Source organism: Rhizobium sp. BT-226, assembly GCF_025847085.2.
Taxonomy (GTDB): domain Bacteria; phylum Pseudomonadota; class Alphaproteobacteria; order Rhizobiales; family Rhizobiaceae; genus Rhizobium; species Rhizobium sophorae.
In genome coordinates, this window is the sequence record NZ_JAOYTI010000006.1 from 312,868 (window position 1) to 330,569 (window position 17,702).

14 protein-coding genes and 1 tRNA gene are annotated in these 17,702 nt (G+C 61.0%); 5 read left to right on the forward strand and 10 right to left on the reverse strand.

What is annotated here, in order from left to right; genetic code table 11:
• Positions 1–76 precede the first annotated feature (76 nt).
• Complete coding sequence (gene serA, locus OIU37_RS30715) at positions 77–1,672, forward strand: phosphoglycerate dehydrogenase (RefSeq protein WP_264259683.1); 1,596 nt, start codon at positions 77–79, stop codon at positions 1,670–1,672.
• 126 nt (positions 1,673–1,798) lie between these two features.
• Here the strand turns inward: serA and OIU37_RS30720 are convergent, their stop codons facing one another.
• Positions 1,799–2,062, reverse strand: a complete 264-nt coding sequence (locus OIU37_RS30720; protein WP_171605619.1) for a hypothetical protein — start codon at positions 2,060–2,062, stop codon at positions 1,799–1,801.
• Between the two features lie 220 nt (positions 2,063–2,282).
• Here OIU37_RS30720 and OIU37_RS30725 point away from each other — a divergent pair, with 220 nt between their 5' ends.
• The 3 genes from OIU37_RS30725 to OIU37_RS30735 all read left to right on the forward strand — a co-directional run bounded on the left by OIU37_RS30725 (position 2,283) and on the right by OIU37_RS30735 (position 6,228).
• On the forward strand, positions 2,283–4,367 hold the full coding sequence (locus OIU37_RS30725) for a bifunctional diguanylate cyclase/phosphodiesterase (protein ID WP_264259686.1): 2,085 nt from the start codon (positions 2,283–2,285) through the stop codon (positions 4,365–4,367).
• 449 nt (positions 4,368–4,816) lie between these two features.
• The gene (mnmA, locus tag OIU37_RS30730; RefSeq protein WP_264259688.1) at positions 4,817–6,016 is read left to right on the forward strand and encodes a tRNA 2-thiouridine(34) synthase MnmA; all 1,200 of its coding nucleotides are present in this window, start codon (positions 4,817–4,819) and stop codon (positions 6,014–6,016) included.
• Positions 6,017–6,151: 135 nt separating this feature from the next.
• Positions 6,152–6,228 (forward strand) — tRNA-Met (locus OIU37_RS30735).
• Between the two features lie 435 nt (positions 6,229–6,663).
• Here the strand turns inward: OIU37_RS30735 and OIU37_RS30740 are convergent.
• The 7 genes from OIU37_RS30740 to pobA form a co-directional block, all read right to left on the reverse strand.
• On the reverse strand, positions 6,664–7,497 hold the full coding sequence (locus tag OIU37_RS30740; protein ID WP_372353395.1) for a VCBS domain-containing protein: 834 nt from the start codon (positions 7,495–7,497) through the stop codon (positions 6,664–6,666).
• Positions 7,498–7,904: 407 nt separating this feature from the next.
• Positions 7,905–8,621, reverse strand: coding sequence for an ABC transporter ATP-binding protein (locus OIU37_RS30745; protein WP_180696369.1), 717 nt, complete (start codon positions 8,619–8,621; stop codon positions 7,905–7,907).
• Complete coding sequence (locus OIU37_RS30750) at positions 8,602–9,366, reverse strand: ABC transporter ATP-binding protein (protein WP_171605662.1); 765 nt, start codon at positions 9,364–9,366, stop codon at positions 8,602–8,604. The genes OIU37_RS30745 and OIU37_RS30750 overlap by 20 nt, the downstream gene beginning before the upstream one ends.
• Complete coding sequence (locus OIU37_RS30755) at positions 9,363–10,367, reverse strand: branched-chain amino acid ABC transporter permease (protein WP_180696370.1); 1,005 nt, start codon at positions 10,365–10,367, stop codon at positions 9,363–9,365. The genes OIU37_RS30750 and OIU37_RS30755 overlap by 4 nt, the downstream gene beginning before the upstream one ends.
• A gap of 1 nt (position 10,368) precedes the next feature.
• Positions 10,369–11,232 carry a branched-chain amino acid ABC transporter permease gene (locus OIU37_RS30760; RefSeq protein ID WP_264259691.1) on the reverse strand — a complete coding sequence of 288 codons (864 nt, stop codon included), beginning with the start codon at positions 11,230–11,232 and terminating at the stop codon, positions 10,369–10,371.
• A gap of 75 nt (positions 11,233–11,307) precedes the next feature.
• On the reverse strand, positions 11,308–12,480 hold the full coding sequence (locus tag OIU37_RS30765; protein WP_264259692.1) for an ABC transporter substrate-binding protein: 1,173 nt from the start codon (positions 12,478–12,480) through the stop codon (positions 11,308–11,310).
• Positions 12,481–12,689: 209 nt separating this feature from the next.
• A complete protein-coding gene (gene pobA, locus OIU37_RS30770) occupies positions 12,690–13,862 on the reverse strand; it encodes a 4-hydroxybenzoate 3-monooxygenase (RefSeq protein ID WP_264259693.1) in 1,173 nt (390 codons plus the stop codon).
• Positions 13,863–13,979: 117 nt separating this feature from the next.
• Between pobA and OIU37_RS30775 the strand changes: the two genes are divergently transcribed.
• Complete coding sequence (locus OIU37_RS30775; protein WP_264259694.1) at positions 13,980–14,870, forward strand: helix-turn-helix domain-containing protein; 891 nt, start codon at positions 13,980–13,982, stop codon at positions 14,868–14,870.
• A 32-nt stretch (positions 14,871–14,902) separates the two neighbouring features.
• Here the strand turns inward: OIU37_RS30775 and OIU37_RS30780 are convergent, their stop codons facing one another.
• Together OIU37_RS30780 and OIU37_RS30785 are read right to left on the reverse strand one after the other, a co-directional pair.
• Positions 14,903–15,181, reverse strand: coding sequence for a hypothetical protein (locus tag OIU37_RS30780; protein ID WP_264259695.1), 279 nt, complete (start codon positions 15,179–15,181; stop codon positions 14,903–14,905).
• A gap of 79 nt (positions 15,182–15,260) precedes the next feature.
• The gene (locus OIU37_RS30785) at positions 15,261–17,645 is read right to left on the reverse strand and encodes a phosphoketolase (RefSeq protein ID WP_264259696.1); all 2,385 of its coding nucleotides are present in this window, start codon (positions 17,643–17,645) and stop codon (positions 15,261–15,263) included.
• Positions 17,646–17,702: the final 57 nt, after the last annotated feature.

The following is a 17,702-nucleotide window of genomic DNA, read 5'->3' on the forward strand; positions in this document are numbered from 1 at the left end:
CGCATTCGGCTCCGCCATCGGGCGGAGCCTAGCATCTCCATTCATTCATCGCTGAACACTTTTGAAGGAGGCCACAATGGCACCTCGCGTTCTCGTATCCGACGAATTGTCGGAAACCGCCGTCCAGATTTTTCGCGACCGCGGCGTCGAAGTCGATTTCGAACCGCAGCTCGGCAAGGACAAGGACCGTCTGCTCGAAGTCATCGGCAAGTATGATGGCCTGGCCATCCGCTCCGCCACCAAGGTGACGGAAAAGATCATCGAGCGGGCGACGAACCTCAAGGTCGTCGGCCGCGCCGGTATCGGTGTCGACAATGTCGATATCCCGGCCGCCTCGCGCCGCGGCATCATCGTCATGAACACGCCCTTCGGCAACTCGATCACGACGGCCGAACATGCGATCGCGCTGATGTTCGCCGTTGCCCGCCAGCTTCCGGCAGCCGATACCTCGACGCAGGCCGGCAAGTGGGAGAAGTCAAAGTTCATGGGCGTCGAGATCACCGGCAAGACGCTCGGCGTCATCGGCGCCGGCAATATCGGCTCGATCGTCTGCGCCCGGGCCATCGGCCTGAAGATGCACGTCGTCGCCTACGATCCGTTCCTCTCCAAGGAGCGCGCCGAAGAGATGGGCGTCACCAAGGTCGAGCTGGAAGAGCTTTTCGCCCGCGCCGATTTCATCACGCTGCATGTGCCGATGACCGACAAGACGCGCGGCATCCTCAACAAGGAAGCACTGGCAAAGACCAAGCCCGGCGTGCGCATCATCAATTGCGCACGCGGCGGCCTGGTCGATGAGGCAGCGCTTGCCGAGGCCATCAAGACGGGGCATGTCGCGGGTGCCGCCTTCGACGTGTTCGAGGTCGAGCCCGCCAAGGAAAGCCCGCTCTTCGGCTTGCCGAACGTCGTCTGCACGCCGCATCTTGGCGCCTCGACGACCGAGGCTCAGGAAAACGTCGCTTTGCAGGTCGCCGAACAGATGGCGGATTACCTTGTCAATGGTGCGGTCTCCAACGCCATCAACATGCCGTCGATCACGGCTGAGGAAGCGCCGATCCTGAAGCCCTTCATCCGTCTTGCCGACGTTCTCGGCGCCTTCGTCGGCCAGGTCACCGAAGAGCCGATCAAGGAAATCGAAATCCTCTATGACGGCATCACCGCCAACATGAATACGCGAGCGCTGACCAGCGCTGTGCTCGCCGGTCTCATCCGCCCGCAGGTTGCCGACGTCAACATGGTTTCGGCGCCGATCATGATCAAGGAAAAGGGCATCGTGCTTTCCGAGGTCAAGCGCGACAAGACAGGCGTCTTCGACGGCTATATCAAGCTGACGGTGACGACGGAAAGCATGACGCGCTCGGTCGCCGGCACGGTGTTTTCGGACGGCAAGCCGCGCTTCATCCAGATCAAGGGCATCAACCTCGATGCCGATGTCGGCTCACACATGATCTACATCACCAATACCGACGTCCCCGGCATGATCGGCTTCATCGGCACGACGCTTGGTGCTGCCGGCGTCAATATCGCCAACTTCCAGCTCGGCCGTGACAAACAGGGCGGCGACGCCATCGCACTGCTCTATGTCGACGGCAAGGTTGATGACGCCGTGCTTGCTGAGTTGACTGCCCACCAGGCGGTTCGCCAGGCAAAGCCGCTGACCTTCAATATCGACTGAGTTTTTCCTCCCGAGGACACGAAAAACCCGGTGCTGCAATGAACTGACCCCCGAAAGTTGGACATCCAACCTCGGGGGTAGTTCAGAAACGGCGCGGGGTTTTTCCGGTATCAGGAACCGATGAATTTAGTGATGCCGGCGTCGGCGGACAATCCTGCCGAGACGGGCGGCATCGTCCTGCGCCTTCGTGCGGTGAAGGAAGGCGAGCCTGCTGCCGTCGAGACCCTGGAAGAATTCGTCCCAGGAAATCTCTTCCTGCGTTTCAGAGGAAAAATCGACGCGGACGGTTTCGCTGTCCGGCGCGTTCTTGATGCGGGCGGGATGGCCGCCGCGCGCCTCGATCCAATGTCTGATCCTGCTGTAATCCGTCGTCGTGCCGAACCTGCCCATGAAACCCTCCTCAGCAATTCGAATGCGACATCGATCACCCGCAACGCACGATCGACGGGATTGTTCCATGACGCTCAAATTATTTTATCGAGGGCGAGATCGTGACAGCTTTGCACATTCTGAAGGCGGAAGCCCAAAGTTTAACCTTAATTATGATTCTGATTTTATTTAACTTTTCTCGGTATACCCTGACATCGGCATCAACCGCACGCGAATTTCCATGGCCCCCTTGCAGAAGACCGAGCAGACCGAAGCATTAAACGACGACTTCCGGTCATTGTTTGCAACACATCCGTCGCCGATGTGGGTCTATGACCCAGTATCGCTGCATTTTCTCATCGTCAACGAGGCGGCGGTAGCACTTTACGGCTATGGCGCGGACGAATATCGGCGCATGACCGTTCTGGATATCCGTCCCGAGCATGAGCGGGAGCGGATGATCGACGCCGTCAGCGGCCGTACTGACATGGAAAAGGCAGAACGCTGGGTTCACCTCAAGGCGAGCGGCGAGACCTTCGAAGTGCTGACCTATGGCCGAGAAGTGCGTTTCGAGGGCCGGGCCGCCATCCTGGCGATCGTGCAGGATCGCAGCGAGGTCAATGCCGCCAGACGCCAGATCAGCGATACGCGCTCGCTTCTCGACAGCATCGTCGACAACCTGCCGGTCGGCGTCTTCGTCAAGGACATGGAAGCGGACGGGCTTTACGTTCTCTTCAACGAGGCCTGCGGCGACATCGTCGGCATGAGGGCGGAGGACGTGGTCGGCCAAACCGACCGGGCGCTGTTTCCAGCCGGCCAGACAGACGCCTTCCGCGAGCAGGATCGCCGGGCCTTCGAAGCCAATGCGACGATCAGCTTCGAGGAGACGATGCTGCGCGCCGATGGGGCGCGGCGCCTCCTGCGCACCGTCAAGCGCGCCCTGCCGACGCCCGAGGGTCATGCGCCGCGTTATCTGCTCGGCATCTCTCAGGACGTCACGGAGGAGCGCGCCGTCGAGGCAAAGCTTGCCCATCTCGCCATGCATGATTCGCTCACCGGCCTGCCGAACAGGGCGGCATTTTCCAAACATATCGGCCAGCGGGCGGTCGAGGCGACCGCCGACAGCCCGATCGCGCTGCTCTATGTCGACGTCGATCATTTCAAGCATATCAACGACAGCAAGGGACATGCCGCCGGCGACGCGCTGCTTTGCCAAGTGTCGGAGCGGCTGCTGCAGCTGGCGGAGGAGGGCGATCTCGTCGCCCGCCTCGGCGGCGACGAGTTCGCCGTCGTGCTGGAACTCGACGAGCTGGAGCGGGCCGACCGTTTTGCGCAGCGGCTGCTCAAGGCCCTGAGCCGTGCTTTCGATCTCGACGGCGCCCGGGAGCATGTCACCTGCAGCATAGGTATCGCCTTGGCGCCGGATCATGCCGGTGACGCGGATGTGCTGATGCGGCACGCGGATCTGGCCCTCTATGCCGCCAAGGAGAACGGGCGCTCGACCTATCGCTTCTACGAGACGGAGATGCGGCTTGCCGCTGAACGCCGCCACGTGATGACCGCCGAGCTGTGGGAAGCGCTGGAGAAGCGCCAGTTCGAGCTGCATTACCAGCCGATCGTGCAGCTCGACAATGACGGCATCGGCGGCTTCGAAGCGCTGATCCGCTGGCGCCATCCCAAGCGCGGGCTGGTGGCGCCGATGGAATTCATTCCGCTCGCTGAGGAAACCGGCCTTATCGTGCCGATCGGCGACTGGGTGATCCGGGAAGCCTGCCGCGCGGCCGTCGGCTGGCCCGCCCATCTGAGGATCGCCGTCAATCTCTCCGTCAGCCAGTTTCGGCATGCAAGCCTGCTCTCGACCGTGGTCGCGGCGCTCGACGAGACGGGCCTCAATGCCGACCGGCTTGAAATCGAAATCACCGAATCCGTATTCCTGACCGACGCCGACCAAAGCCTGCCGCGGCTGCGTGCATTGAAGGAGCTCGGCCTCCGCATCGCCATCGACGATTTCGGCACCGGTTATTCGTCGCTAAGCTATCTCAGGTCCTTCCCCTTCGACAAGATCAAGCTCGACCGCAGCTTCGTTTCGGGCATCGAGACGGATGCCGGCAATCTCGCCATCGTGCGCGCCGTCGTCGGCATCGGCTCCGGCTTCAACGCGACGACGCTGGCCGAAGGGATCGAGACGGAAGAGCAGTTGCAGAAGCTGCGCGCAGAAGGCTTCAGCGAAGTGCAGGGGTATCTGCTCGGCCGGCCGATGCCACAGCACGAGGCGGAGGCGCTGATCCACGGCCGCGCGCTGAAGGCTGCTTCGTCTCGCAGATAGAAGCGCTTGCGCGGCAGCTGGGATCAGCCGTCCGGCAGAGGCGTGCAGCCCGATGCCATCAAGCATTCGTCATTTTGAGAACGGTGGCAGAAGCGGCATAATCGTCGCGGGCTGGAAAGGAGGATGTCTATGAAACGCTATTCATTCTCGATGATCGGACTGGCGCTCGTAACCGCCATCATCGCCAATCCGGGCATCGCATTCGCCTGCAACAAGCTGATCGGCACTTGAGCCGCACCCCCCGCTCCAAGGCGCGGCTTCGGCTGCGCCTTCTCTTCAGGCGGGAATGCGAAATATCGGCGCCAGAAGGCTGCCCCTTGCGCCCAAGGACAATCCTTTCTATATCGGTGCCTCATCGAGAGACGGCGGCCGATCCCGCCGGAGGTCAGCAATCCGCCGCAACTGCAGCGCAAGGGCGGATCGTGACCCAAGCAGAATTGGCATCATCGTTGAACACACTGGATTTTGATAAGAAGCCGGAAGAGACCCGTGTCGTCGTCGCCATGTCGGGCGGCGTCGATTCATCCGTCGTCGCCGGCCTTCTCAAACAGCAGGGTTACGATGTGCTCGGCATCACGCTGCAGCTTTACGATCATGGCGCCGCCGTTCACCGCGCCGGCTCCTGCTGCGCCGGCCAGGATATCGACGATGCGCGCCGCGTCTGCGAAACGCTCGGCATTCCGCATTACGTGCTGGATTACGAAAAGCGCTTCCGCGAGACGGTGATCAACCCCTTTGCCGAAAGTTATGTAGCGGGCGAAACGCCGATCCCTTGCGTTTCCTGCAACCAGACCGTCAAATTCGCCGATCTGCTGGCGACCGCCAAAGAGCTCGGCGCCGATGCGCTGGCGACCGGCCACTACATCCGCTCAGGCCCGAACCCTTCGCCGGACAATCCCGGCCGCCGCGCGCTTTTCCGGCCGGCCGATGCCGACCGCGACCAGAGCTATTTCCTCTTCGCCACGACGCAGGAACAGATCGATTATCTGCGCTTTCCCCTGGGCGGCCTGCCGAAGGCCGAGACCCGCAGGCTCGCCGAAGAGATGGGCCTCGTCGTTGCCAAGAAGGCCGACAGCCAGGACATCTGCTTCGTGCCGCAGGGCAAATATTCCGACGTCATCACCAAGCTGAAGCCGAATGCGGCGCTTGCCGGCGAGATCGTCCATCTCGACGGTCGCGTGCTCGGCACCCATGAGGGCATCCTGCACTTCACGATCGGCCAGCGCCGCGGCATCGGCATCGCCACCGGCGAGCCGCTCTACGTCGTCTTTCTCGACGCCCGTTCGCGCCGCGTCATCGTCGGGCCGAAGGAGGCGCTGGAAACGCACCGCGTCTACCTGCGCGACGTCAACTGGCTGGGCGACGAGACGCTTGCGGAAGCCGCCGCCGGCAAGGGCTTTGCCTGCTACGCCAAGGTCCGCTCGACGCGGGCGCCCGCGCCCGCGGTATTGCATGTCGATGCAACCGGCACTTATGTCGACCTGACGGTCGGCGAGGCGGGTATCGCGCCCGGCCAGGCCTGCGCGCTTTATTCCGCGCCCAGCGACAACGCCCGCGTCTTCGGCGGCGGTTTCATCGAACGCTCCGAGCGTGAACCTTCGGCGGAAGCCTGCCTGAAGGCCCTTTTGGCCAGCCCCGTCGCCGCCTGAAACCCGTGGGAAACGACGGCCGGCAAAGCTCACCGTTTTTCTCGATCATGCGCTTGACACAAAGCCGAAGCGCACCTTATAAGCCGCTCATCCCACGAACCGGCATCGCTTCGCGAGCAGGTATCGTTGACCAGTGGCGGAGTAGCTCAGTAGGTCAGAGCAGAGGAATCATAATCCTTGTGTCGGGGGTTCAAATCCCTCCTCCGCTACCATCTTCTCATTGCAGAATTAGCGATTTTTGCGGCTCGATTTTGAGCCGGGTGGCGGCCTTGGCAACTCATTGGTCGCATCGCCAAACGTGGCGGCGAGGGGAAAACCAGTCCGGCCCTGATGCAGGATTTTCGCGGGACGGGCCTATCTGTAAAGCGTCAAAAGCAACAGAGGCATCTTCGTCGCCCAAAAGTGGGATGCGACAGCGATAATAATAGCCCATACGGCAAGCGAGAACATGACCGCCGCTAACCTGATCCCGACTGGCTGCATCACTTCCTCCATCCCAGCATAATCGTTCCCCCCTCGAACGATCCAATGCTAGCAAGATGCAGGCCCGTCAGCTATCGCAAGAAATTGGTACCCAGATAGGCGCCGCAGAGCGCAGTCGGTGAAGGTGCACAGATTTCGGTGATGCGGCGCCCTTTCGCCCTCCGTCAAACGATGAAATGAAAGTTGTCGTATTGCGCGCCGTAATAATCCGGGCCGCTCGTTTCGTTGATGACGGGTTCGGTGTCGAGCACGAGAGAGTCGATTTCGCCGTAGGCGCTGAGATCGATCACTTGCGGGTCGTGAATGCTGTCGGCGGTGACGTTGACCGTGACCAAGAATACGGTATCGCCGTCCAGCTTACCTTCGATCGTCAGAACGTTGTCATAGTCCGATGTGCCGTTTGCGACACTGAATTGCTCGATCTGAAAGTTGCCGCCATCGGCGGCTTGGATGGGTGTCCAGAACACGCCTCCTCCCAGATAGTGGTTGCCATCCGCTTCCTCCCGCACAGTCGCGTCGTCACCATCGTACCAAGCGCCCCAATCGAAGCCTTTGTAGCCCGTCGGGAAGTCGTGGTTGCCGACATCTTCGAAATTCACGAAGACGTCGCCGCGTTCCGGCAGGTCGACCGCGATGTTGAGCAAGCCGAAGTCGGTGGCGCCTTTGCCATCCGAGATCTTAAAATTGAACTGGTCGACGAGTTGGTCTCCCGGGCCGAGCGCTGATACCACCGGGTTGGTGGGATCGCGCTCATAGGTGTAGTTGCCGTTGGAATAGACGGTCAGAGTGCCGTACTTTCCCTCGACTGTGGTGGTCGTGGCAGGCCCGTTCGGATCGGCTGGTTGCGGAATTCGCTGTCCATTGACGAAGTTGAGACGCACCTGATCTCCGTCGGCATCCACCGAACTGGTATTGTCCAGGATGTTGCCGTCGATCGGGTTGTCGATGTTGAAAATAGGCTGGTATACATCACCTGCGACCGGCTTGTGATTTGCCATTTCTACCTCCCATGTGATTTTCTGTTCGACTATGCAACCCTATAGGGTATCTGGCAACCGAAATTGAGGGAGCGTCAAAGCAATTCCGCCCGTCAACGCCACACATTCCGGTCGATTACAGCTCAACTGTTCAGGTAAAGGGAGCGGCATAAACGTCGATCCTGTTTATGAACCAGGATTTACGTCTTGTCTTACGTTGCTGCCGCTTCATCGATCATGGTGTTGCTCGCCTTTTCAGGCGATCCATCAATTCGGCCAGCGGAAAACTTTCAGGCAGGATAATAATGGCGGATCAATCATGACGTCGTCATGACGATATACTGCATGAATTGCTCGGCGCGCCAAGAGCAATCTTGAAGGCGAAAGGGGAGCAATCAGCAGAGCCGGAGCTTCTGCCGACCATCCCATCAATGCAGGCCGCCGACCCCGAGCAGGCTCTCGACAGCCTCGTGATCCCTGGTGAGGTTCTCCGGCGTTCCGGTCCAGGCCAGTCTGCCGCGTTCGAGAATGACGACCTGATCGGCGAAATCGAGCGCGCTCTGGATGCGCTGCTCGACCAGCACGATGGTCATGTCTCCCGTCTTGGCAAGGTCGGCGAAGGCCGCCATCAGTTCCTCGCAGATAACGGGTGCCAAGCCCTCCAGCGGTTCGTCGAGCAGCAGGACGGACGGGCGGCCGAGGATGGTGCGGGCCGTGGAGAGCATCTGCTGCTCGCCGCCGGAAAGCTGGCTGCCGAGGTTGCGGCGGCGCTCCTTCAGGCGCGGGAACATCGCATAGGCTTCCTCCAGCGCCGTTTTCGGTCGCGCCTTCAAGCCGACGAAGAGGTTCTCTTCGACCGTCAGCGTCGGGAAGACGCAGCGTGCCTGCGGCACATATCCGAGGCCCTTGTGCGCGCGTGCAGCACTCGGTGCCGACGTGACATCCGAATCGCCGAGGCGGATGCTGCCCTCGTATCGCCTGGTCTGCCCGGCAAGCGTCGCGAGCAGCGTGGTCTTGCCCATGCCGTTGCGGCCGAGCACGGCAAGCCGTGCACCTGCCGGCACGGCGAAGGAAATGCCTTCGAGCACTTTTGTCGGCCCATATCCGGCCGACAGATTCTCGACCTCAAGTGATATGGCTGGCATTGGCATAGCTCCCGAGATAGGCCTCGCGCACGCGCGCGTCCTTGGTGACGTCTTCAGGCAGGCCGTCGAAGATGATCGCGCCTGATGCCAGCACGATGACGCGTTTCGCAAAACGGAAGACGAGGTCCATGTCGTGTTCGATCATCAGCACGGCGAGATCGGCGGGCAGATCGGCCAGCGCCTGCTCGATGCGGCCGGTATCGCTCTGCGGCACGCCGGCTGCCGGCTCGTCGAGCAGCAGGACTTTCGGCTTCAATGCCAGCGCCACGGCGATCTCGAGAAGCCGCTGCTGGCCATAGGCGATTTCGCTGACCTTGCGATGCATCAGGAAAGCCAGCCCGAGCTTGCCGAGGAGATCATCGACCTCCGCCATGACGCCGGGCATACGCAGGAAATTGCCGAACATGTGCCCGGTCTTTCCGTCGCGCTGGAGGACGGCAAGTCCCACATGTTCGGCCGGCGTCATGTCCTGGAAGAGCCGGGTTACCTGAAAGGAGCGGACAAGGCCGCGTCTGACCCTGCCGATCGCATCGACCTTCGTCACCACCTCGCCGCCGAGGCGAACCTCGCCGGAATCGGGAGAGAGATTACCGGTCACGAGGTTGACGAAGGTGGTCTTGCCGGCGCCGTTCGGGCCGATCAGCGCGATACGATCGCCAGGCGACATCGTGAGCGAGACATTATTGGTCACGGCAAGGCCGCCGAAGGCTTTCTTGAGATTGGCGACTTCGAAGACCGGGCTCATGAGCGCTGCTCCCTGCGGCGGCTAACGAAGGCTGCGGCCGTGCCGTAGAGACCTTTCGGCGCAAAGAGCACGACGGCAATCAGCAGCGCGCCGACCATGGTCAGCCAATGGAAGGGATTGGCGGCGGAGACATAGTCCTCGAAGAGCATGAAGATGACGGTGCCGGAAAGTGCCCCGAAGAGAGAACCGGTGCCGCCGAGCACCAGCATCACAAGCGCTTCGGCCGACTGCGTGAAAGACAGGCTGTCGAGGCCGACGACCTGCGTCGAAATCGCGTTCAAGGCGCCGCCGACACCGGCAACGGCGCCGGAGATCGCGTACATCCTGATCAGAGCTGCCTTCGGCGAAGCGCCCATGGCGCGGATGCGCAGCGGGTCCTGCTTGATGGCGCGGCACAGCATGCCGAAGGGTGAGCGAACCAGAACCCTCAGCAGCACGAAGACGATCAGCAGCAGCGCCATTCCGAAGAAGAAGGCGGTGTGACCGTAGAGATCGAACTCGAAGAGGCCGAAGACCGGATCCGGCGCAATGCCGGAAAGTCCGTCGCTGCCGCCTGTCCAGGACGAGGCCTTGTTAGCGAATTCATGGAAGAGGTTGATCAGCGCAATCGACAGCACCAGCTGCGGCAGCCCATGCGCACGCAGGATGATGGCGCCGCAGAGCAGCCCGGCAAGCGCGCCGCCGACAATGCCGGCCAGCATCATCAGCAGCGGATCATTGATGCCGTAATGCGCCGACAGGATCCCGGCGGCATAGGCGCCGGAGCCGAAAAGTGCGGCATGGCCGAGCGTTGCGACGCCGCAATAACCGGTCACGAGATCGAGAGACAGGACGAGCAGGGCGATCGTGATCATCCGGGTCAGAAGGGCGAGATTATCGGGGAAGGCGAAATAGCCAACCGCGCCAATGACTATGATGACCGCTATTCCGATAAGATCGCGGCCGATAGATCCGCGACGATGCTGTAGACCTTCGTTTTCGTTGTTCATCACAAGCGCCATCTTATTTCGCCCTTCCGGCAAGGCCGCGCGGGAAGACGCAGATGATTGCGATCACGGCGAGATAGAAGAAGAATTCGCCGAATTCCGGCATCAGATACCGCCCTGTCGTATCGATCGCGCCTAGCAGCAGGCAGGCGATCAGCGCACCCGGAATGGAGCCCGCGCCGCCGACGGAGACGACGACCAGGAAGGTCACCATGTAGCGTAGCGCGTAATAGGGTTCGACGGGCAGGAGTTCGGCCCCGACCACGCCGCCGAAGGCGGCGAGCCCGACGGCAACGGCAAAGCTCACGGCATAGATGATCTCGGTGCGCACACCGAGTGCCGCGGCCATTGCCGCATCATCGACGGAGGCGCGCAGCTTGACGCCGAAGCTTGTCCTGTCGATCGCAAACCAGAGGGCGAGCGCCACGGCGAGGCCGCAGAGGATGACGAAAAGCCGGTGAATGGGAATGGTGCGGAAGCCGAGATCGGCTGACCCCTGCAGCGCATCGGCAAGCGGAATGGTCTTCAGCGTCGGCCCCATGACATAATTGGCGATGCCGATGACGCAGAAGGTGATGCCGATGGTCATCAGCACCTGGGTCAGTTCCGGCGCGCCATAGATCCGGCGGTAGAGAAAACGCTCGATCGGAATGGCGACGATGATCGTGATGGCAACGGCGGCAACGACCGCCGCGGCATAACCGAGGCCAAGATCACGTGCGACATAGGAGGCGATATAGCCGCCGATCATTGCGAAGGCGCCATGGGCGAGGTTGACGACACGCATCAGCCCCATGGTCACCGAAAGGCCGATCGAGATCACGAACAGCACCATGCCATAGGCAAGGGCGTCGACGGCTATGCTGAAGACTGTCTGCATGGAAATACCTTGCTTCCAAGCGACGGGCTCGGCCTGATCGCAGGCCAAGCCCGTCACCTGTCTTGACGCTCGATGTTACTTGACGGCCGCCAGGCCCGGATCGCCCTGCTTCTCGAAAGTCTGGACCTCCTTGTTGATGTAGGTCCCGTCATCGGCCTTGGTGACTTCGCGCAGATAGATGTTCTGCGTGATGTGACGGCTTTCCGGATCGATCGAAACCGGGCCGCGCGGGCTCGTCCAGGCAAGGCCCTTGACCGCATCGACGGCCTTTTCAGCATCCTGCTTGCCGCCCGTCGCCTCGATCATCTTGTAGATGACATACATGCCGTCATAGGCGCTGACTGAGGGGAAGGAGAGTTCGGCCTTGTTGCCGATCGCCTTGGTTGCCGCCTCGACAAAAGCCTTGTTCTCGGGAGAATCGTGCGACACGGCATAGTGGAAGGTCGTCTGGATGCCGAGGGCAGCATCGCCGAGCGCCGGCAGATCGGATTCCTGCGTCAGATCACCCGGCGCGAAGAACTTGATGCCGGCAGCCTTCAGGCCATTGTCGTTGTAAGCCTTGACGAAGCCGAGCGTCGTCGGACCGGACGGCAGGAAGGCGAACACGCCCTCAGCGCCGGAATCCTTGATGCGCTGCATGATCGGGCTGAAGTCGTTGGTCGCAAGCGGCATGCGGATCGCCTCGACCACCTGGCCGCCGGCCTTTTCGAAGCCGGCCTTGAAGGCGTTCTCGGCGTCGATGCCGGGGCCGTAATCGCTGACGACGGAAATCACCTTCTTGACGCCGGCGTCGAAGGCCACCTTGGCGATCGGCGTCGAGGTCTGCCAGGTGGTAAACGAGGTGCGGACGACAAGCGGGCTCTTGGTGACGATCGCCGAGGTGGCGGCGTTCATGATGACCATCGGCACATTGCCCTGTTTCAGGATCGGCGTCACAGCCATGGCATCGGGCGTGAAATAAAAGCCGGCGAGATACTGGACCTTCTCCTTGACAATGAGTTCCTGCGCAAGCGCCTTGGATTGGGCGGGATCTGCCTGCGGCACATCGCGATAGACGATCTCGACCGTATCGTTGCCGACCTTGTTGCCGTTGACTGCCATATAGGCATCGATGCCGGCCTTGAAGTTCTTGCCTTGGAGCGCGAACGGACCGGAGAACGGCCCGATGACCCCGACTTTGATGGTGTCGGCATAGGCGCTCGTGCCCATGGCGACTGCCGCAATGGCGGCCAGAAATAGTTTCTTCATTCTCTCTCTCCCTTTTTGGCGCACTCCAGCGCCGTATTCGCTAGCCGCTAGAAATTTAGCGCTAACCTGTCATGCGAAATGGTGATGTAAAATGAAATAAGTACTGCAATCCATAACTGTACAATTATGATTGTGTGTCGAAGAGCGGAACTATCGGCGGCCGATTCTACGGTCGAATTCTGGTCTATGGCCCACCTCAGACAACCCTATCAGAATGGCAGTCCCACATAGTTCTCCGCAAGCGCCGTCGAGGCGGCGCGGGAGTGGGTGAGATAGTCGAGCTCCGCCTCCTGGATCTTCTGGTCAAAATCCCCGGTATCCGGAAAACGATGCATCATCGTCGTCATCCACCAGGAAAACCGCACGGCTTTCCACACGCGGGCGAGCGCCTTTTGCGAATAGGCGTCGATGCCGCCATCCGATCCCTCGCGGTAATGCTCGATCAGCCCGGAGAAAAGATAATGAACGTCGCTGGCGGCAAGGTTCAGTCCCTTGGCGCCGGTCGGCGGGACGATATGGGCGGCGTCGCCGACCAGGAAAAGCCGGCCGAAACGCATCGGTTCAGTGACGAAGGAGCGCAACGGCGCGATCGATTTCTCGAAGGACGGCGCGGTCGCCAATGCCTCGGCATGATGCGCCGGCAGCCGCCGTCTCAACTCGTCCCAGAAGCGATCGTCGCTCCAGTCTTCGATCTTCTCGTCGAGCGCGCATTGGATGTAGTAGCGGCTGCGGGTGGCTGAGCGCATCGAACAGAGCGCAAAGCCCCTTGGATGGTTGGCGTAGATCAGCTCATGGCTGACAGGCGCCAAGTCGGCAAGGACCCCCAGCCAGCCAAAGGGATAGACCTTCTCGAAACTCCTGATCGCCCGTTCAGGGACGGCCTTGCGGCTGGCGCCGTGAAACCCGTCGCAGCCGGCGATGAAATCGCAATCGATGCGCTTGGCAACACCGTCTTTCGCATAGGTGACGAAGGGAGAATGGCCGTCGAAATCATGCGGCGCGACATCGACGGCATCGTAGATCGACAGGGAGCCGCTCGCTTCACGCCGCTCCATGAGGTCGCGCGTCACCTCGGTCTGTCCATAAACCGTCACGCGTCTGCCGCCGGTCAAGTCGTGGAGGTCGATGCGATGGTCGCGTCCGTCGAAGGCCAATGAGAAACCGTCATGCGGCAGGCCTTCGGCGTGCAGCCGCGTCCCGGCTTTTGCCTGATCCAGCAGCTCGACGGTGCCTTCCTCCAGAACGCCGGCGCGAACCCGGCCGAGGATGTAATCCTTGTTCACACGATCGAGAATGACATTGTCGATACCAGCTTCGGTCAGGAGCTGGCCGAGCAGCAGGCCGGATGGTCCAGAACCGATGATAGCGACCTGCGTTCGCAACGGCTGCCTCCCTGCAATTTTGCGTTTTGCCAGATTCTGCCGTGTTGTCCCTGCTGCAGCAATGGACATTCCCGCCGAAAAATTGCACTAATCGAACATTGGTGTCGGACGATCCCCATGAGCAGACACGTTCCTACCTACGAACTCTACGGCGAAAATACCGGGCGAAAGCCCGATTTTTGGTTGCATTGCGAAACAATTCGCTCCCGCAGCAGCTTGCATCAATGGGAGATTCGCCCGCACCGTCACGAGAGTTTCTTTCAGATATTGTACATCGAAGGCGGTTCGGGCGATGCGATCTTCGGCGAAAGGAGCCATGCCATCCGTCCGCCGGCCATCATCACCGTGCCGCCTGGCCTCAATCACGGCTTTCGTTTTTCACGCGATATCGATGGCTTGGTGATCACCCTGTTGAAATCCCATCTCAGCCATCCGCCCGGCGACCGAAGCCAGCTCGGCGAATGGCTGGCGGCGGCGCATCTGACGTCGCTCGATCCCGATCATGCCGAGGCAGCCTATGTCATGCAGACGTTGAAGCGGCTGGGCGACGAATTCGAAAACCGCCGCAGCGGCCGCAACGAGGCGTTGGCCGCCTATGTCGCCCTGGCGCTGCGGCTGACGGCGAGGATTTCCGATGAGGGGAATGCGCACGAGCTTCCGGCAAACGAGAACGAGCGGCGGATGGAAATGCTGAGCGAGCTTATCCAGCAACATTTCCGATCACACAAGCCCGCGTCCTTCTATGCCAGGGAGCTTGGGCTTTCGCCGACGCATCTCACCCGCATCGTCCGGTCGATGACCGGCAACACGCCGCATGAATTGATCGCCGGCAAACTCGTCGAAGAGGCGAAACGCCAGCTGGTTTTTACACTGGGCAGCGTTCAGGAGATCGGATTTCGGCTCGGCTTTGCCGACCCCGCCTATTTTTCGCGCTTCTTCGTCAAGTACACCGGAGAAACGCCGCGGGTCTGGCGCATGAAGGAGAAGGTTCGACTTGAAGGTTTATAGGCCGGGCGCAGGGGTTGCCCGGTGCAACGGCCTTACCAGGCTTCGACACCCTCTTCCGTGTTGCGGGCGCGTTCGCCGGTGCGCGTCTCGTATGCGTCTCGTTGATCAGCTGACTTGACGGTATCGTCTGAGCCATCGCGCTGGCCTTCGGGCGTCATGTAGAAGGCGAGCGCTTTTTCCAGCCGGGCGGCGGTAAGAGTGGCAGCGAAACTTTTCATGTCGTTTCCTCGGTCGACGGCCTTGAAGCTTGCCCGAGACACATAGCCTACGATGCGGTCTTCCAGGAACAGTGCGCCGATGGTTTTCACCAACTTTAGACTTTGCTTGATGATTGTTTCCGCCGGATGATCTCCGCCGACCAGTTCCGTGCGATTCCGTTTGGTTTGCGCTTCACGCCTCCGGCCACGTCCAGTTTCGCACCTCCGGCATGTCCTCGCCATATTCACGGACATAGTCGTGATGCTCCGCAAGCTTGCCGTGGAAGGCGGCGAGCGCTTTGCCTGCTTTTTCCTTCAGGCCCGGCACACGCTCGATCGCTTCGATGGCGAGGTGGAAGCGGTCGAGTTCGTTGAGGACGGTCATGTCGAAGGGGGTCGTCATCGTGCCTTCCTCAATGAAACCGCGGACGTGGATGTTGCGGTGGTTGGTGCGTTTATAGGTCAGGCGGTGAATGAGATAGGGATAGCCGTGATAGGCGAAAATGACAGGCTTATCGGCGGTGAAGATCGCATCGAATGCCTCGTCGGTCAGGCCGTGCGGATGCTGATCCCTGGATTGCAGTGCCAGGAGATCGACGACGTTGAGGGTGCGGATCTTCAGCTCGGGAATGGCTTTACGCAGAAGATCGACCGCTGCAAGCGTCTCCATGGTCGGCACGTCGCCGGCGCAGGCCATGACGAGATCAGGCAGGATGGTGTCGTCCTCGTTGCTCGCCCAGTGCCAGATGCCGATGCCGGCCTCGCAATGTTTCACCGCCTCGTCCATCGATAGCCATTGCGGCTCCGGTTGCTTGCCGGCGACGATGACATTGATGCGGTCATAGGTGCGCAGGCAATGGTCGCCGACCCAAAGCAGGGTGTTGGCGTCCGGCGGCAGGTAGATGCGGACGATATCGGCCTTCTTATTGGCGACGAGGTCGACGAAACCGGGGTCCTGGTGGCTGAAGCCGTTGTGGTCCTGACGCCAGACATGCGAGGTCAGCAGGTAATTCAGCGACGAGATCGGCTTTCTCCACTCGAGTTCGCGCGTCACCTTCAGCCATTTGGCGTGCTGGTTGAACATGGAATCGATGATGTGGATGAAGGCTTCGTAGCAGGAGAACAGGCCGTGCCGGCCGGTCAGCAAATAACCTTCCAGCCAGCCCTGGCAGAGATGTTCGCTCAGCACCTCCATGACACGTCCATCCCGGGACAAGTGGACGTCGTAGGGTTCGATACCCTCCATCCAGACACGGTCGGTGACTTCGAAGACGCTGCCGAGACGGTTCGATTCAGTCTCGTCGGGACCGAAGATACGGAAATTGGCGGCCTCCGCGTTGCGCTTCATCGTGTCGCGCAGATAATGGCCGAGGATCTCGGTCGACTGCACCATGGCGCTGCCGCGCTTGCCGATATCGACCGCATAGTCGCGAATATCGGGAACGTCGAGCTCCTTGCGCAGCAAGCCGCCATTGGCATGCGGATTGGCGCCCATGCGGCGTTCGCCGACAGGGGCGAGTGCGCGCAACTCGGGTTTCAGCCGGCCGTCGGCACTGAACAGGTCCTCGGGATCATAGCCCCGCATCCAGTCCTCGAGGATCTTGCGATGCCCTTCATTCTCGCGGCAATTGGAGACCGGCACCTGGTGGGCGCGCCAGAAGCCTTCGACCTTCTTGCCGTCGACTTCCTTAGGTCCCGTCCAGCCCTTCGGGCTGCGCAGCACGATCATCGGCCAGCGCGGGCAGGTATCGGGCGCCTTGCCATTGCGGGCTTCCTCCTGGATTTCGCGAATGCGGTCGAAGACCTTGTCGAAGGTTGCGGCCATCTGCTGGTGCATGTCGCGCGGCTCGTGACCCTGGACGAAGAAGGGCTCATAGCCGTAGCCTTCAAAGAGGCTCTGCAAATCCTCGTGACTGGCGCGGCCAAGAATGGTCGGATTGGCGATCTTGTAGCCGTTCAGATGCAGGATCGGCAGCACGGCGCCATCGCGGGCAGGGTTCAGAAACTTGTTGGAATGCCAGCTCGCAGCCAGCGGCCCGGTTTCGGCCTCGCCGTCGCCGACGACGCAGGCAACGATCAGATTGGGATTGTCGAAGGCGGCGCCATAGGCATGGACGAGGGCGTAACCGAGTTCGCCGCCCTCGTGGATCGAGCCCGGTGTCTCGGGTGCTGCGTGGCTCGGAATGCCGCCGGGGAAGGAGAATTGCCGAAAGAGCTTGCGCATGCCCTCCGTATCCTCGGAGATATCGGGATAGATCTCGCTGTAGATGCCTTCGAGGTAGGTGTTGGCGACCATGCCCGGTCCGCCATGGCCGGGGCCGCATATATAGATGATGTCGAGGTCGCGGGCGCGGATCAGGCGGTTCAGATGCGCATAGATGAAGTTGAGGCCGGGCGTCGTGCCCCAATGGCCGAGCAGGCGGGGCTTGATGTGCTCGGCTTTCAGCGGCTCACGCAGCAGCGGATTGGAAAGCAGATAGATCTGGCCGACCGAGAGATAGTTGGCGGCGCGCCAGTAGCGGTCGATGAGCGTGAGTTCGGTGTCGGTCAGGGCGGCGGTCGAGACATGCTTTTCCATGGGTTTCTCCCGTTCGAAAACGTCTTCAACGTCAATTCTACCGGCTGATGCCGGCAA

Bases quoted from the DNA above. Each gene is read 5' to 3' on its own strand.
- OIU37_RS30750 (WP_171605662.1), bottom strand. From the start codon at position 9,366: ATGAGCCCGGTCTTCGAAGTCGCCAATCTCAAGAAAGCCTTCGGCGGC.
- serA (WP_264259683.1), top strand. From the start codon at position 77: ATGGCACCTCGCGTTCTCGTATCCGACGAATTGTCGGAAACCGCCGTC.
- OIU37_RS30745 (WP_180696369.1), bottom strand. From the start codon at position 8,621: ATGCCAGCCATATCACTTGAGGTCGAGAATCTGTCGGCCGGATATGGG.
- OIU37_RS30725 (WP_264259686.1), top strand. From the start codon at position 2,283: ATGGCCCCCTTGCAGAAGACCGAGCAGACCGAAGCATTAAACGACGAC.
- OIU37_RS30740 (WP_372353395.1), bottom strand. From the start codon at position 7,497: ATGGCAAATCACAAGCCGGTCGCAGGTGATGTATACCAGCCTATTTTC.
- OIU37_RS30765 (WP_264259692.1), bottom strand. From the start codon at position 12,480: ATGAAGAAACTATTTCTGGCCGCCATTGCGGCAGTCGCCATGGGCACG.
- OIU37_RS30720 (WP_171605619.1), bottom strand. From the start codon at position 2,062: ATGGGCAGGTTCGGCACGACGACGGATTACAGCAGGATCAGACATTGG.
- OIU37_RS30755 (WP_180696370.1), bottom strand. From the start codon at position 10,367: ATGGCGCTTGTGATGAACAACGAAAACGAAGGTCTACAGCATCGTCGC.
- OIU37_RS30760 (WP_264259691.1), bottom strand. From the start codon at position 11,232: ATGCAGACAGTCTTCAGCATAGCCGTCGACGCCCTTGCCTATGGCATG.
- OIU37_RS30785 (WP_264259696.1), bottom strand. From the start codon at position 17,645: ATGGAAAAGCATGTCTCGACCGCCGCCCTGACCGACACCGAACTCACG.
- OIU37_RS30775 (WP_264259694.1), top strand. From the start codon at position 13,980: ATGAGCAGACACGTTCCTACCTACGAACTCTACGGCGAAAATACCGGG.